This is a genomic window from Zunongwangia sp. SCSIO 43204 (assembly GCF_019904275.1).
GTDB classification, from domain to species: domain Bacteria; phylum Bacteroidota; class Bacteroidia; order Flavobacteriales; family Flavobacteriaceae; genus Zunongwangia; species Zunongwangia mangrovi.
The window spans coordinates 2557682-2571860 of sequence record NZ_CP063204.1 but is presented as its reverse complement, the minus strand read 5'-3'; the positions used below and the strand labels follow the sequence as shown (position 1 = coordinate 2571860).

The following is a 14179-nucleotide window of genomic DNA, read 5'->3' as shown; positions in this document are numbered from 1 at the left end:
TTTTGTTTTGCATTGTGCCCAACTCGTTTTATAAATAAAAAAAGTGCCGATTTATCCGAATATTAACCCGGCTATCGACACTTTTTTGAATCTAAAATATTTTCTTATTCACTATTTCTTATCTAATAATTTCTCTAAATAAGCTACTTTTTCCTTTTCCGCCTGTAACAATCTCTCATAAAGCTTTTTATTCTCTTCTACGGACTCCATTAATTTGTCTAATGGATTAAAAGTACAATTTTGTGCTAAAGCTCCTGAACTGTTGCTAAAGTCATTATCATAAATGTTATTGAAATAATTAACCATAGCTTCCTCAGAAAAATTTTCAATAGCTTCTTTACTCACCCCTAATACCTTAGCCACTTTTTCGAGTTTTTCGTCTTCAATATGCTCACTTTGCTCTAAGCTAGAAACACTCTGTTGGCTGATACCTAATTCTGCGGCAAGGGCTTCTTGCTTCATTCCTCGAAGTTCTCTGATTCGGCTGATCTTTCTACCGATATGACTGGTTTTTGTTGCTGTGCTCATAATCTCAAAGATAAACAATCTTTTTAAAAGTTTCGCTCATCACCCTTTGGAGTAAAAAACAAGCTCTCTATTGTTTTTTACTGGTCGTTCTGGTTCGCTACGGTCGGTTCTTTTTAAAACTTGAAGGCTCATTGACCACCACTGAAGTTTCATTTTAAAACCTTTTAATCTATGCTTACCAACTTGCATCCTCCCAAAGTTATAGAATTTGCGTTAGCCCAAATTACGGAAATCCTCAAAAAGCATATCGAAATTACAAGTTTATATTATTTCGGTATGCAATCAATGGCACAGGGAACGCATAGTTCCTTGAATAATGATGCTTCCAAGCAACAGCAACACTATCATTTTTATTTGCTGCTATTAAGCAAGCATATTCCCTCCAATGCCGTTGCCAACCTTACAGATGTTGTCCGCCAGGAATCGGGCGGAAAATATACCATCAGCTTGTTACTCTATATGCCAAAACAGCTTATAGCTGCTTCTAATCATAATAAATACTTCTTTTCTAAAATACTCCAATCAGGTGGTTTGGTTGAGGGTTCTCCTTTTGAATTAGCTCCTTTACAACTCAGCCAAATCCCTGAACTGGATATTACGGGCATAACCAACTACACACAAGACCGAATAGCAATAGCAAAACATTGTTTAAATTTAAGTGCCAAGGAAGAAAACGCAGGCATTTTAAGCGCTCATCTAATACGGTTGTCTTTTGAGCAGCTTTGCTTAGGAATTATTTATGCGTTTTTGCATTACCACCCGCAACATCATCATTCATTATATCTTTTTAAACTCGTTCAATTTTGTCATGAAATACCATCCAATATTTTTTCAGAACAACTTTTTGAACAGTCCCCACTAAAAAGAATCTTTTGCTTTCATCCTACTGAACTTCGCTATAGAGGTAAGTCTTTATTCTCAGTAGCAGACCTTCACATGGCACATTCTTATTGCCAATGTCTTTTAGATTATCTCTTACCCATTGTTAATCACCAATTACAAACTTTAAAAACAGCATCCCATGAAAACGAGAAAACTTGATCAACTGAAATTAAAACAGCTAAAGAAAATCGGAGCGACAGCGTATGGTTTAAAAAAAGAAGAAACCAAGCGTCATACTTTTAGAAATGCCACCATTCGCTTTGAAGATTATACAGATTACATCATGCGCATTACATCATTATTGGAAGTCTGTGTGTTAGCCTTAGATGGTGAAGGTGATTTTCATTCAAAAAACTTAAGCCACCAAAGTAAAAATTCCAGTGTTCAATTGGTCATAGAAATGGTCATTGAACTAATGCCCGATGGTGATATGTTTCAATTGGAACAAATTATAGCCATACTGGAAAATGACACGGATTACATTCATTTCCCCAAGCAACTGAAAAAACAAATCCTTAAAAATCAAGAACGTTATGAAAAAAGAAAAACTCATCAATAAGCTTTTGGAATTTAAGCAAGATCATATGTTGCATTTAACCCCTGATACCAGTAGAAAAGGAAAATGTTATAAGGGTACTTATAGAGTTGATAGCCACTTGGATCTCATGTTTTTGATCACAAACCTAATTAAGGTCTGTATTGTTGCCTTAGAAGAGAATGAACAATTATGTGATCTGGAAGTACCCAATCCTAAATACAATGTTATGGAAGTGCTTCGTTTTATAACCCAGCTTATACCATCGGAAGAATTTGCTTTAATGGACAAGTTATCGGAACTATTGGAAAATATAGAACTAGAAAAGAAAGTTGCTACAGAAAGTTCCTAAAATTAGATGTCACATATGAAGTATACACAAATTCAAAATAAGTACTTTTTATCAAATTACGTGCTAATTCAAGATGTGTGTCTGTGGACACAATCTTGGTTGCGCCCCATGGTTGCAACGAAAAAAAAAGAGATGCTTAAGGGGAAGAAGACAGGTACTATTAAGGCCACTTTATATTAATAAAATCACCTATTACTTTTTATAATTTTCAATAAGTCTTTTGAGATCATCCTTGATAAATTCCCAATACTTATCCTTTAAACAAATGGGATCAAAATCATCGTCTGCATTTTGGAAGATAACAAAATTCTGTAGTATGGTTTCTTTCTCGTGGCTATATGGATAACGTCTTTCATGGAGTTGAAGCATTTGATCTAACGTATAGTTTTCGAAAAGAGCATGTAAATCCCAAAAATCCTTTTTACGCCCTCCACGTTGTACCACATCTATTTTCATAGCAATGATTTCTTCAATGCTTGCCATTCGTATACCATCTTCAACTAGCGGTGGTGTTATAAATGGATCGGTATAGAACACATCCAGTTTTATGGCATTATCCTCATCTGTGCCAATGATATAAGATCTACCCAGTGCAGGTGGGACAGATAAAAAATCTACATACTTGAAGTGCTGTTGTAAATAATCCGTGATCACATCAAAATCAATAGTACCATATTCGGCATCACCGAATAAATCAATATCTACAGATATCCGATGACCTATTTGTAAACTAAGCGCTGTACCACCAACCAGACGAAAATCTTTAAAAATTTCCGCTTCCATGAGTTGTAATAAACTCTGATGAAGTATTTCGTTGACGGTATTGTAATGTAGCATAGCTATTGTGATGTCGATAACGTGTAAGGATCTGGGCTGGTTTGCCCTAATACTTCCTGTACTTTCTTTTTCCCATAAAAACGAATGAGTTCCTTTTTTTCCTTATCGTTACCACGCTCAAAAATCCGTTTTATGATCGCCTTGTATTGTTGTTTCCAGTTCAATTTATTAAAGTCGGTATCCCAAAACAAGGACTTTCTAAAGAGAGAAAGCTGGGGTGTTTGCTGTGTCCTTTTCTCTTTTTCCTGTCGAATATTATAATACGTCTGTAATAAAGACAATACCCCTTCTTCTAAATTCAAGCTTTCTTCAATCTTCAAGGCTAAGGCTGTAGGTAAACTACGCTTGCCTTTGGTGATCGCATTTAATGTTTGAGGATGCTCTCCAATACTTAAGGCAAAAGGACGTTGCTTTAACGATCTACGCTTTAATTCCCGATCTAAAACAAGACCAGGATGAATACCTTTATAATTGAGTAAATTGGACATAACACAAATATAAACAAATTTGTTTATATCATTTACTTTTTTTATCCAGAGCATTTGCCTTTTCAGTTCTATTGAAGCACTACCAAAGATCAAATGAAATAGATTTTAGGTTGGTTTCATTTACTTCTTTTAGAGCCGTCACATTACCTTTTTGATATTGATTCTACTACAGGATTTAGGATTAGGAAAAGGGCTATAAATAGGAAAGCGTAGCTGACCGGTTTATGCGCCCGCTAATGCTAAATCCTGTTCTTTTGAGATCAAAAATGTAAGGCTTTTATATTCACAGGAAACTTCTACCTATGAAATATAGATCGGTCAACTTTACCGTAATGTTGCTAAAGCGAACGTGAGCCAAAAGCAAATTTTCCACTTCTATCCAGTAGAATTTATGTTTGCTTTTGGCTTATGTTCAAGACCATTCCGACGAACCGTTTTGACTGCAACATAGTGAAAAGAAATAGGGTGAGGAGTATTGCAATTTTGCCTTAATGGATACTATTCTAATACATTCTGGTTACATTACTCTAGGTTTTATAGATCTTTCCAACGGGGTATATCCACAGGGATGGATATATTTCGAAATTAAAAAGCTATAAATTTCTGAATAACAGCGTTTTAAAAATTAAGATGATCGAATAACACCGCTTTGCGTGTCACCCTCTTGCTGTACCCTTTTTTCGATGTTATCTCTCAAATGAATACACTTACTTGTCAGCAGTTACAGAGATTACTCTTTGGCTAAAATCCATTCTGATATTAAATTCATGACCTTCGGTGACATGGTTTGTTCAATTTCGAAATATTCATTTGGCATTCCGGTTTCGCTTTCTTGAAATAGGTGATTTAAGTTATCCATTTGAATAATTTCGATTTTTCTATTTTTAAGTTTTTCTAAAGCTATCGAGTTTTCAAGTGCTGGAACTTGCACATCTTTTTTTCCAAATAATGCTAGTGTAGGAATATTTATATCTTTTAATACAGTACTTGGATCATAGCTTATAAAATATTTCATCCATGGAGAAGTCATATTTTCAATCAATTTATTCATTTGAGAAGCGTTCATGGAATTGTTTGTTTCCTCTTTAAAATATCTTTCTAACTCATCTTTTAATGTGCCGTCGGTATCAGAATTTGAAGCTATGATATTATAAGCACCTTGAAATATTTCCTGACTTCTATTAACGATACTATCGCTAATCCCACTTTTTTCTTCAATTAGTTTTTTCTGTAGCAATAACAGTTCTTTTCCTTTTATAACAGATCCAGCCAGAAGCACAATGAAATCAACTTCATTGGATTTGGATGCAACCAATGGAGCAATTATTCCACCCTCACTATGTCCGATTAATCCTAATTTCGAGATTTTAATATCTTTCCTAGATTGCAAATATTTAATGGCTGCTTTTGTATCCCGTGATAAATCTTCTGATGTTGCCGATGCGTATTCTCCTTCTGATTCTGCAACCCCTCTGTCGTCATATCTTAATACAGCTATTCCATGACGTGTAAGGTAATCTGAGAGTACTAGAAAAGGTTTGTGATCCATAATTTCTTCATCTCTATTTTGAGGGCCACTTCCACTAATTAAAATCACAACAGGAAATTTTTTGAGATCTTCAGGTGTAGTTAAAGTTCCTGCTAAGGTTATATCATCATGCTTGTTATAAAATGTGATCTCCTCAGAATGATATGAAAAAGGCTCTTTAGGTTCTTGAGGTCGTTTTATATTTTGAATAATATTATTCCTAGATAAGTTTAATGCTAGTCGTAAACCTCCCTGTTGAAATGTTCCTTTTATACTATCTTCTTTTGGATTAAAATCCCCGGTATATTTTATACCCATTGCAGGAGCTTCTAGTGTTAGCTGTGAATTTTTAAAAGTTGTTTTGGCTACGGCTAAACCTACAGCCATTTGCTTAGGACTATCCATTGTTGACGAATATGTACTATCTTGTTTTTTAATATGAAAAACTAACGGGAGTTCAGTTCCCTGAATATTTAAGCTTCCATACCAATCTCCAAGAATTTTCTGTCCTTGAATAAACTGACTTAACAGTGTAAAGAAAATTAATACTAAAGTATTTTTCATTTTTTTATATTTAGGTTGGTTATCCTTATTTCGATGAGCTTAATTAATTTTTTTTCAGCAAATAAAAATTTTCATTTAAAATCAGTGTTCTTTTTTCGCGAACTTTATGATCATATTTTTTTGAAAGACTAAAATAATCCTGTTGATCTATTAAGGTATAATTAGGTACAGAGGTATAATAGCGATCATCAATAGTTTGGTAATCATCTTTACTTGTCTTTGCTACTTTTAAATTAAAGAAGTGAAGGAGATTCTTAAAAGCTTGGGTATCCTTTATCGTTTCTTGAAAAGAAGCACTGCCAATATAGTCGCCAGAGTTTTGAACTGTTTTGAAGAGTTCAAATAAGTCATTCGTTTCCTCTCTGTTTAAAAAGAAAAGCACCCCTTCAATTAAGATAAAACAAGACTTATTCCCTTTAATGGCATTCAATTTTGTGATTAAACCGGACTTATATTCTGAAGTAAAATCGACACCGATAAAATGAATATCCCGTTTTGGTAGTACATTCTCTTGTTGCCAATGTTCTAATTTCTGCCTTTTATATGTTACTATTTCAGGCTTATCGATTTCAATATGCATTAGTTTCTTATCAAGTAAAAAAGGATACATACTGAATCCACTGCCAAAATTGATCAGTACATCAATTTCATTCTTTTGGACTAATGCATTAATTTCATCCAGAAAATACCTATTCCTCAAACAGTGTGTAAAAGGCTCTTCTGAAGAAACCTGTTTAAGATATTTGATGATCCATTGATCAGTTTTAGAATTTTGCCATAGCCGGGCAAAAGTATCCTGACTCAAATTTTCATCAGTCGCTCGAAAAGCGGAAGTCACAAAAGCGGTTTCATGAATCCCTATGTTTCTATCATTCTTCATATCTATTGACTTTTCTATACCCAATTAATTCTCCAATTCCTTATTGGCTATCAGTCCTTTGAAAAAATCAGCCACATTTGAGGCGCCCGAATGGCCTCCATCGTCGATATTAGATAGAATAACAACGGTATAGTTATCTTTCATAAAATCCAATAATTCACAGTGAATACCATACCATCCTCCACTATGACCAATAATAGTTTGATTGTATCTATTATCAACATCAATTCCATAACCTAAGTGGGTGTTGTATCCTTTCACCTTAGGTTCTAACATTAATTTTGTTGTTGCTTCAGTAAGTAACAAGTGATTTCTCAAGGCTTTCGAAAATTTAAATAAATCATCAATTGTTGAATAATAAAATCCAGCTGGTGAAGCTTTTGTCAAATAATAGTCATTTTTCTTTAAAGTATTATTTTGTCCAAATTGAGAGGTATATCCACTAGCTTTATTTTTTACAACAGAATCTACCTGAATAGCAGATGTATTTTTCATTCCTGATGGTTTCAGAATATGATTTTCTACATATTTATAGTAATTTTCGCCAGAAACACTCTCTATAAGTAGACCAAGAACGACAAATCCTGAACCGCTATAATTATATTTCGTTCCCGGAGTAGACAGTAATGTATCATTTACAAAAAGTGGCATAAAATCTGAGACGAGTTCATAGCCTTGATTTTTCATTTTATTTAAATCATTGACATAGAAATTATTTAATCCAGAAGTGTGAGTTAGCAATTGATGAACAGTAACCGTTCTTTTTACCTTTTCATTTGGATAATCTGGCATGTAAGTACCTATGGGTTTATGAAGATTTAGTTTACCATTTTCAAAAAGTTGTAAAGTGGCTATTGCAGTGAATAGTTTTGTAATTGAAGCTATATTGAATCGGGTGTCTATGCTATTTTTTACATTGTATTCTATACTGGAAAGTCCAAAGGCACTTTGCTTTATTATACTATCATTTTGAGCTACTAAAATAGTTCCTGAAAAATCTGAATCTTTTAGGCTATTTAAATAAGCCTTTATTTCAGAATTCTTCGATTGGGAAAAGATAGAATTAGCTAAAAATAGAAAAAACAAAAGCAGTTTTATCTTCATTAGTATATTATTTAAAAGAATATTGGATAGGAATTCATGCCATTGTACAAATTCCATTAAACTCTAAAGATATAACTTTTAAGTAAATCTAGATTGAATCAAACTATTCAAAGCGACTAACTCTTAACTATATTATTTTATCAATTATCCGTTTTTCCATTTGTTAGGCAAATAATAAATCAAATCTATTAATGTCATTGCTGTTGAAATATTACTGTGGGTGTAGAGACCAGTTGGAACAAAATTCAAAGTTAGTATTGATATGTTTAAGTAAGATGACTTAAGAATTTTTATTGTATATTTATGTTGCTTTAGACGGAAGCTTTCCACTCATCTTAGAAAAGTTGTATCAACACCGTTAACTACACAGAATTTAATCGAATATATTCTCGCTTATAGAGAATGGTTGATGAGTGACATTTTTTAGCGATTTTAAAATATATTACGATGGAACAAAATGTTAAGAAGCATAATATTCTTTATGCAAAGAGGCTAGCTAAAAAATTAAAAAAAGAAGAAAATCTCAATCATCACGAAGCTTTAAATCGTATTGCTAGACAACTTAAATTCAAAAATTGGAAGCACTTCCTTAAGGAAAATCAAGTCAACGATCCTCTGGAGGATTCATCGAGGATTATCTCTGATGAATTAACCGGTTTAGATCTTAATGGTTTTTCAAATAATGAGGAAAAATTTAATCAGACAATTTTTTCTAAAACGAAAAAAATCGACAAATTAAGGTCTCAGATTAAAAAGTATTTTACAAAAACGAAATCCTTTAATTTAAAAAGAAGTTCATATGGTTTAAAACATGACCTTGAGAGGCATATTGATGAGTATGTAGCTAATGGGGAATTAATTTACGCAATGCACTTAGAGGGTTATAAAATAAAACGCGATGGTATTAATTGCTATTTTAATATAAGTTCTGTTGGATTGAAAAACTTAATCATTTCTGAAAAAGTTTTCCAATATCTAAATATCTCCTTATCAAGTAACCTTCAAGAATATTTGAGGTATAATAAAAGATTCAAGAAATATAAATATCATTTCAAATTAATAATTAAACTTTTATTGGAAACTAAAATTCCCCTAATGAATGTCTGTGGTGTAATTGGAGCCGAGATTGGTGAAACTGCTGAAACTATTAAACAATGGTTTGCAATAGAAAACGGAAGTAACGATTTGATACCTAAGAAAAAATTAGACGCTCTATCGGATTTATTTGGCTTTGAATCCGAGGAATTGAAAAACTTCTAATTATGTAATAATCAAGCGCCCATTTTTACATGGGCGTTTTTTATTTTATCTAGGTTTATTTAAAGGTTTCTAAGAAATAATTCATTTTAATCGTGAGTTAATCGTGAGTTAATCGTGAGTTCCAGTAAACGTTAAAATTAGATTTTCAGATTGATAAAATTGGTTTAGGTATATGAATCTTTTAGTACATTAGTGAAAGATGAACTGAAAACACCAAATCTGATGTTTGATCTTGGAAAACTTTATATCCCTACCATTCTTTCGTTTGATCCATCAAGCAAAACAATATCTTTTACATTACCTGAATTTTTTACTAAAGAGCATTTTGAGCATGTTCAATATTCACTAGAGCTTAATATTTTAGGCTCTGATGCTATTATTTACTACTATGGTGAAGATGATACCTATTTATCCCAAGTGTTAGATTTGGATGAGGAGTATATCGCTGCCGGATCTTTGGAGTATGAAAGTTTCGGGGCAATCCAAGAAAAAGCCTTAAAGCAATTGGAGCATTTTATGCTCGATCCAAAAACAGAATTACTTGATTTGTTTAATCAAAACGAAGAAGAATTTCCACTAGAATAAAAAAGGTTACCGAAGACTACTCGATAACCTTTTTTGTTTTTTAATCATATATCAGTAGTTTAGTCTCATGCATAATAAATTTAAACTTTCCGGAATCGTATTTATCATTATTGGTGCATTACTAATCTATCTCGAGATTGGTGGCGGAATGTTTTTTCTACTCTACGGTCTTTTGATAGGTATGGGGCTAGGGTTATTTATCTCAGGTAAAAACCCACTGGCAAGATTAAAGGCTAAACAATAAAGTTTTACTACTTATTTTTTCGCTTTGTTTTGTCTTCTTTCTTCCTTGCTATGAGTTCTTCCAGGTTATTCATATCACTACTGATTTTATTTTCCATCACTCTTGCATAAATTTGAGTGGTCGATAACTTGGTATGTCCTAAAAGCTTGGATACCGTTTCGATCGGTACTCCATTAGATAAAGTTACAGTTGTAGCAAAAGTATGTCTTGCCGAATGAAACGTAATATGTTTTCGAACTCCTGAAGCTTTCATCACTTCTTTGACGTAGCTATTCATCTTTTGATTGGATAATACCGGAAATAAACATTCATCCAAGAGATCATATTGATGATCTTTATACTTTTTTAAAATGCTAGCAGCTTTGCTCAGTAGGGGAGCTTTTACAGGCTCATTGGTTTTTGCCCTTTTGGTATAAATCCAATCTTTACCGTCCATCCCTTTTACAATATGATCTTTGGTCAGTTCTTTCAGTTCAGCATAGGTTAGTCCGGTATAACAGGAAAAAAGGAACATATCTTTCACCCGTTCCAAAGAACCACTTTTAAAATAAGTGTCTTCCACTAATTTTAATTCCCGTTCCGATAAAAACTGACGTTCATTCTTTTCAAACTTCATTTTATAATTCTGAAAAGGGTTTTTCTGTATCCATTCCAATTTAATAGCAAGGTTGATCATCTTTTTAAACCGTTCCAAATGTTTCATTACGCCATTGGTGGAACAGGTCTTTCTTTTTTTACTCGGGGAATAGGTGCGCAAAAAATGTTCAAATTCCGTGATAAATCGGTAATTGATATGTTTTAAGTAGATATCATCAACTTTTCTTTTTTGCTTTAGAAATTCGGTCAGGTATTTAGCAGTGGTAAAGTAGTTTTTTAGCGTACCCCACTTTAACACCGATTGCATCTGTGAATTATGATAATCTACGATATCACTCAATTTTTTGTGATCTTCATCAAGTCCGCTGTAAGCAGCTTTAACGGCTTTAGCGCTAATAAGGTTGTCTTTTTCCAATAAACGCTTGTGCGTCTCTAATAATTGGTAATAAACCTGATCTAAGTAACGGTTCATTTGTTTGATGCGTTCGCTAGATCCTCGAAGCCGCCCTTTGGAAGAGTCCCATTCATTCACTGAAGTTTTACGTTGGAGACTCATTTCGGCTGATTTACCATTGACGGTAATACGGGCATAAATAGAAAGTTTCTCAGCATTTTTACTGATCTTTCTGGTAAAGAATAATACGGAAAAGGTGGTAAACTCTGGCATAAGCTGGTTTTTTAATGAAACAAACATGACTATAGACGAAAATCAAATCAGCCGTTATGCACTCTTAAGGTAAGAAATAAATGAAGAAAAAGCATTCACCGAATCATTCACTGAACAGAACCATAACCTTTGGTTTTAGATGGTATGTCTTAAAACAAAAAATCACCGAAAATACTTGATTTTCAGTGATTTTACTAAAGTTTGATACTTAGTTCGTCGGGGTGGCAGGATTCGAACCTGCGACCTCCTGCTCCCAAAGCAGGCGCGATGACCGGGCTACGCTACACCCCGTTTTACAATTGTTATTCTCAATTGCGGGTGCAAATATAATAATTCTTTTAGCACCACAATGGTAAGTTTAGATTTTTTATATATTAGTTCATTAAATAGCTTTTAATCCCTTAAATTACAACCAATCTCATAACACCACTCATGAAAAAAACTTTTATTCAATTAGGAATTGTTTTAAGCTTAATCTCTTGCGGCCAGAATACTGAAGAAAAGGATACTGCAGAAAAGCAGGAAACCCCAAAAAATACAGAAGAAACTCAACAAAAAGTACCAGAGCCAATCCCGGCCGAGACTAATGATAATTACAACACAGAAGTTGTTGTAGAAGGCATTGCTATCCCATGGGGAATCGATTTTCTTCCAGATAATAGTATGCTAATTACCGATAAGTCTGGTGACATTTATCATTACAAAGACGGGCAAAAACAAAAACTTTCAAATGTTCCTGAAGTTTATGTGCGTGGCCAGGGCGGATTACTTGATATCGCTGTACACCCAGATTATGCAAATAATGGTTGGATTTATTTTACCTATGCGTCTTCTGAAGGTGAAGGCGAAGGTGGAAATACTGCAATCGCCAGAGCTAAGATCGACGGTACTCAACTTACCAATGTAGAAGTATTATATAAGGCTGGTCCAAATACCACAAAAGGACAGCATTTTGGTTCCAGAATTAGTTTCGATAAAGAGGGTTACTTATATTTTTCAGCCGGAGAACGTGGCGCTCGTGATAAAAATCCACAGGATATTACAAGAGACAACGGTAAAGTTTATCGCCTAAATGATGATGGTAGCATTCCGCAGGACAATCCATTTGTAGGTGAAGATAATGCTAAAGAAGCTATCTATTCTTATGGGCATCGTAATCCACAGGGAATGATCTTAAATCCTGAAACTGGCGAAATTTGGGTTCACGAACATGGCCCACAAGGCGGTGATGAAATAAATGTTGTAAAAGCAGGTGCTAACTATGGATGGCCGGTTGTTACCTACGGAGAAAATTACGATAGCACCCCTATCACAGACGAGCGTAGCCGGCCAGAGTTTGAAGATCCTATTTTTTACTGGCTACCTTCAATCGCACCAAGTGGATTCGCTTATGTAACTTCTGAAGAATATCCAGAACTTCAAGGGAATTTATTAGCCGGCTCCCTTAAATTTCAGTATTTAGAACTTTTGATTTTAGACGGAAAGAAAATCACCAAAAGAGAGAAATTAGTGGAAAATGTTGGAAGATTAAGAGAAGTTGTTGAAGGACCCGATGGAAATATCTATCTTGGCGTGGAAGGAAAAGGCGTATTAAAGTTAGTAAAGAAAGCAGAATAATTAGATTAAACACAAACGATAAACAATGAAAAAGTTACTAAGTATTGCCGTGATTCTGGGAGCTATGGCTTGCAAATCAGACAAAAAGCAGGAATCTACCGAAGAGGAAGAGACCTACACTATCCCGGCAGATAACAGTTCAGCAGAAAAAACACCTTTAGACGAAAGTATCGCAAGAGGTAAAAAAGTGTATTCTCAGCTATGTGTTACCTGTCACCTTCCTACCGGAAAAGGAATCCCGGGAACCTATCCTCCACTCGACGGTTCTAACTGGTTAAGAGAAAAAAGAACTGAAAGTATTCGTGGTGTAAAATACGGTATGCAGGGACCAATCACCGTGAACGGTAAAGAATACGATAACGTAATGACTCCTATGGGATTAAGCAACCAGGAAGTTGCAGATGCACTTAACTACGCAATGAATTCCTGGAGTAACAAAATCGACGATATGGTAACCGAAGAAGAAGTTGCCGCAGTAGAAAAATCTGAATAAAATTTAATTTTTGGGGTAAATAATTAAATTTGCCCCAAATTTTCTCAGATGCTAATAATTGGAATTGCCGGAGGTACAGGTAGCGGAAAGACTACCGTTGTAAATCAAATAATCGACGAGTTAAAGAATGAAGAAGTAGATGTAATCTCCCAGGATTCCTATTATATGGATACCAGCCATCTAAGCTTCGAAGAACGTAAAAAGATCAATTTTGATCATCCAAAATCTATAGATTTCGATCTATTGGTTTCTCACCTTAAGGAATTAAAAGCCGGTAACAATGTGATGCAGCCGGTATATTCATTCAAAGAACATAATAGAACAGGAGAATTTATAGAAGTTCATCCTCGTAAAGTGGTGATCGTAGAAGGAATTCTAATTCTTGCTCATGCCGATATTCGCGATATGTTCGATATCAAAATTTATGTACATGCAGATAGTGACGAGCGTTTGATTCGTCGTCTTAAACGAGATATTGCAGATCGTGGTCGTGATCTGGAAGAAGTGCTTTGGCGGTACCAAACAACACTTAAACCAATGCACAACCAGTTTATTGAGCCTACCAAAGAATTTGCGGATATAATAATCCCTACCAATCGTTACAATACGGTAGCTGTTGATATCGTTCAAACAATTATAAAAGATCGCTTGTCCTAATTTTGTATATTTAAGCACATGAAATTAAAAGAACTTCGCAATAAAAGATGGTTTAAAATACTTAGCAATAAATATGTTTTGCTAGGCCTTATTTTTGCGATCTGGATGTTCTTTTTAGATAGCAATTCCTGGTTTATCCACCACGAACTTAACCAGGAAATTAACGAGCTTAGAGAAAACAAGGAATATTACCAAAAGGAGATTTCTCACGATAAAGCCATCATTGGCACTTTAGGCGATTCTATAGAATTAGAAAAATTTGCTCGCCAAAAATATTATATGAAACGTCCTAACGAAGAAATCTACATTATCGAATACGATACTGTAGATTAATATTGGTCATTTTTCCGCTGTTTTCTTA

General features: G+C 34.2%; 17 protein-coding genes and 1 tRNA gene. 10 read left to right on the top strand and 8 right to left on the bottom strand.

Going from position 1 to position 14179, the window contains the following annotated elements; all coding sequences use genetic code 11:
* Positions 1–111 precede the first annotated feature (111 nt).
* Positions 112–528 carry a helix-turn-helix domain-containing protein gene (locus tag INR75_RS11325; protein WP_223088891.1) on the bottom strand — a complete coding sequence of 139 codons (417 nt, stop codon included), beginning with the start codon at positions 526–528 and terminating at the stop codon, positions 112–114.
* 171 nt (positions 529–699) lie between these two features.
* On the opposite strand from INR75_RS11325, the gene INR75_RS11320 reads away from it, so the two are divergent.
* Genes INR75_RS11320 through INR75_RS11310 form a run of 3 tightly spaced genes read left to right on the top strand, consistent with a single transcriptional unit; the run spans position 700 to position 2297 of the window.
* Positions 700–1569, top strand: coding sequence for a hypothetical protein (locus tag INR75_RS11320; protein WP_223088890.1), 870 nt, complete (start codon positions 700–702; stop codon positions 1567–1569).
* Positions 1550–1969: a hypothetical protein gene (locus INR75_RS11315; RefSeq protein WP_223088889.1), complete on the top strand. Its 420-nt coding sequence runs from the start codon at positions 1550–1552 to the stop codon at positions 1967–1969. The genes INR75_RS11320 and INR75_RS11315 overlap by 20 nt, the downstream gene beginning before the upstream one ends.
* Complete coding sequence (locus INR75_RS11310) at positions 1944–2297, top strand: hypothetical protein (RefSeq protein WP_223088888.1); 354 nt, start codon at positions 1944–1946, stop codon at positions 2295–2297. Before INR75_RS11315 ends, INR75_RS11310 begins: the two co-directional genes overlap by 26 nt.
* 192 nt (positions 2298–2489) lie before the next feature.
* Here INR75_RS11310 and INR75_RS11305 read toward each other — a convergent pair whose 3' ends face one another.
* The 5 genes from INR75_RS11305 to INR75_RS11285 form a co-directional block, all read right to left on the bottom strand.
* A complete protein-coding gene (locus tag INR75_RS11305; RefSeq protein ID WP_255584522.1) occupies positions 2490–3080 on the bottom strand; it encodes a nucleotidyl transferase AbiEii/AbiGii toxin family protein in 591 nt (196 codons plus the stop codon).
* 56 nt (positions 3081–3136) lie between these two features.
* On the bottom strand, positions 3137–3622 hold the full coding sequence (locus INR75_RS11300) for a helix-turn-helix domain-containing protein (RefSeq protein ID WP_223088886.1): 486 nt from the start codon (positions 3620–3622) through the stop codon (positions 3137–3139).
* 730 nt (positions 3623–4352) lie between these two features.
* The gene (locus tag INR75_RS11295) at positions 4353–5714 is read right to left on the bottom strand and encodes a S9 family peptidase (RefSeq protein ID WP_223088885.1); all 1362 of its coding nucleotides are present in this window, start codon (positions 5712–5714) and stop codon (positions 4353–4355) included.
* A gap of 43 nt (positions 5715–5757) precedes the next feature.
* On the bottom strand, positions 5758–6594 hold the full coding sequence (locus INR75_RS11290; RefSeq protein WP_223088884.1) for a class I SAM-dependent methyltransferase: 837 nt from the start codon (positions 6592–6594) through the stop codon (positions 5758–5760).
* A 24-nt stretch (positions 6595–6618) separates the two neighbouring features.
* Positions 6619–7698, bottom strand: coding sequence for a serine hydrolase (locus INR75_RS11285; RefSeq protein WP_223088883.1), 1080 nt, complete (start codon positions 7696–7698; stop codon positions 6619–6621).
* Between the two features lie 447 nt (positions 7699–8145).
* On the opposite strand from INR75_RS11285, the gene INR75_RS11280 reads away from it, so the two are divergent.
* From INR75_RS11280 to INR75_RS11270, 3 genes are all read left to right on the top strand, one after another.
* Positions 8146–8958, top strand: coding sequence for a hypothetical protein (locus tag INR75_RS11280; protein WP_223088882.1), 813 nt, complete (start codon positions 8146–8148; stop codon positions 8956–8958).
* A gap of 222 nt (positions 8959–9180) precedes the next feature.
* Entirely contained in the window at positions 9181–9543 is a 363-nt protein-coding gene (locus tag INR75_RS11275; RefSeq protein WP_223088881.1) for a hypothetical protein, read from the top strand.
* Positions 9544–9610: 67 nt separating this feature from the next.
* Positions 9611–9787: a hypothetical protein gene (locus INR75_RS11270; protein WP_223088880.1), complete on the top strand. Its 177-nt coding sequence runs from the start codon at positions 9611–9613 to the stop codon at positions 9785–9787.
* A 7-nt stretch (positions 9788–9794) separates the two neighbouring features.
* Here INR75_RS11270 and INR75_RS11265 read toward each other — a convergent pair whose 3' ends face one another.
* Positions 9795–11051, bottom strand: a complete 1257-nt coding sequence (locus INR75_RS11265) for a site-specific integrase (protein WP_223088879.1) — start codon at positions 11049–11051, stop codon at positions 9795–9797.
* A gap of 216 nt (positions 11052–11267) precedes the next feature.
* Positions 11268–11342, bottom strand: a tRNA-Pro gene (locus INR75_RS11260).
* 141 nt (positions 11343–11483) lie between these two features.
* Between INR75_RS11260 and INR75_RS11255 the strand changes: the two genes are divergently transcribed.
* From INR75_RS11255 to INR75_RS11240, 4 genes are read left to right on the top strand one after another with little or no spacing between them, the layout of a single operon-like run.
* Positions 11484–12668 (top strand): PQQ-dependent sugar dehydrogenase, encoded by a 1185-nt coding sequence (locus tag INR75_RS11255; RefSeq protein WP_223088878.1) that lies wholly within the window; start codon positions 11484–11486, stop codon positions 12666–12668.
* Positions 12669–12693: 25 nt separating this feature from the next.
* On the top strand, positions 12694–13161 hold the full coding sequence (locus tag INR75_RS11250; protein ID WP_223088877.1) for a cytochrome c: 468 nt from the start codon (positions 12694–12696) through the stop codon (positions 13159–13161).
* 48 nt (positions 13162–13209) lie between these two features.
* Positions 13210–13818, top strand: coding sequence for a uridine kinase (udk, locus tag INR75_RS11245; RefSeq protein WP_223088876.1), 609 nt, complete (start codon positions 13210–13212; stop codon positions 13816–13818).
* An 18-nt stretch (positions 13819–13836) separates the two neighbouring features.
* Positions 13837–14151: a septum formation initiator family protein gene (locus INR75_RS11240; protein WP_223088875.1), complete on the top strand. Its 315-nt coding sequence runs from the start codon at positions 13837–13839 to the stop codon at positions 14149–14151.
* Positions 14152–14179: the final 28 nt, after the last annotated feature.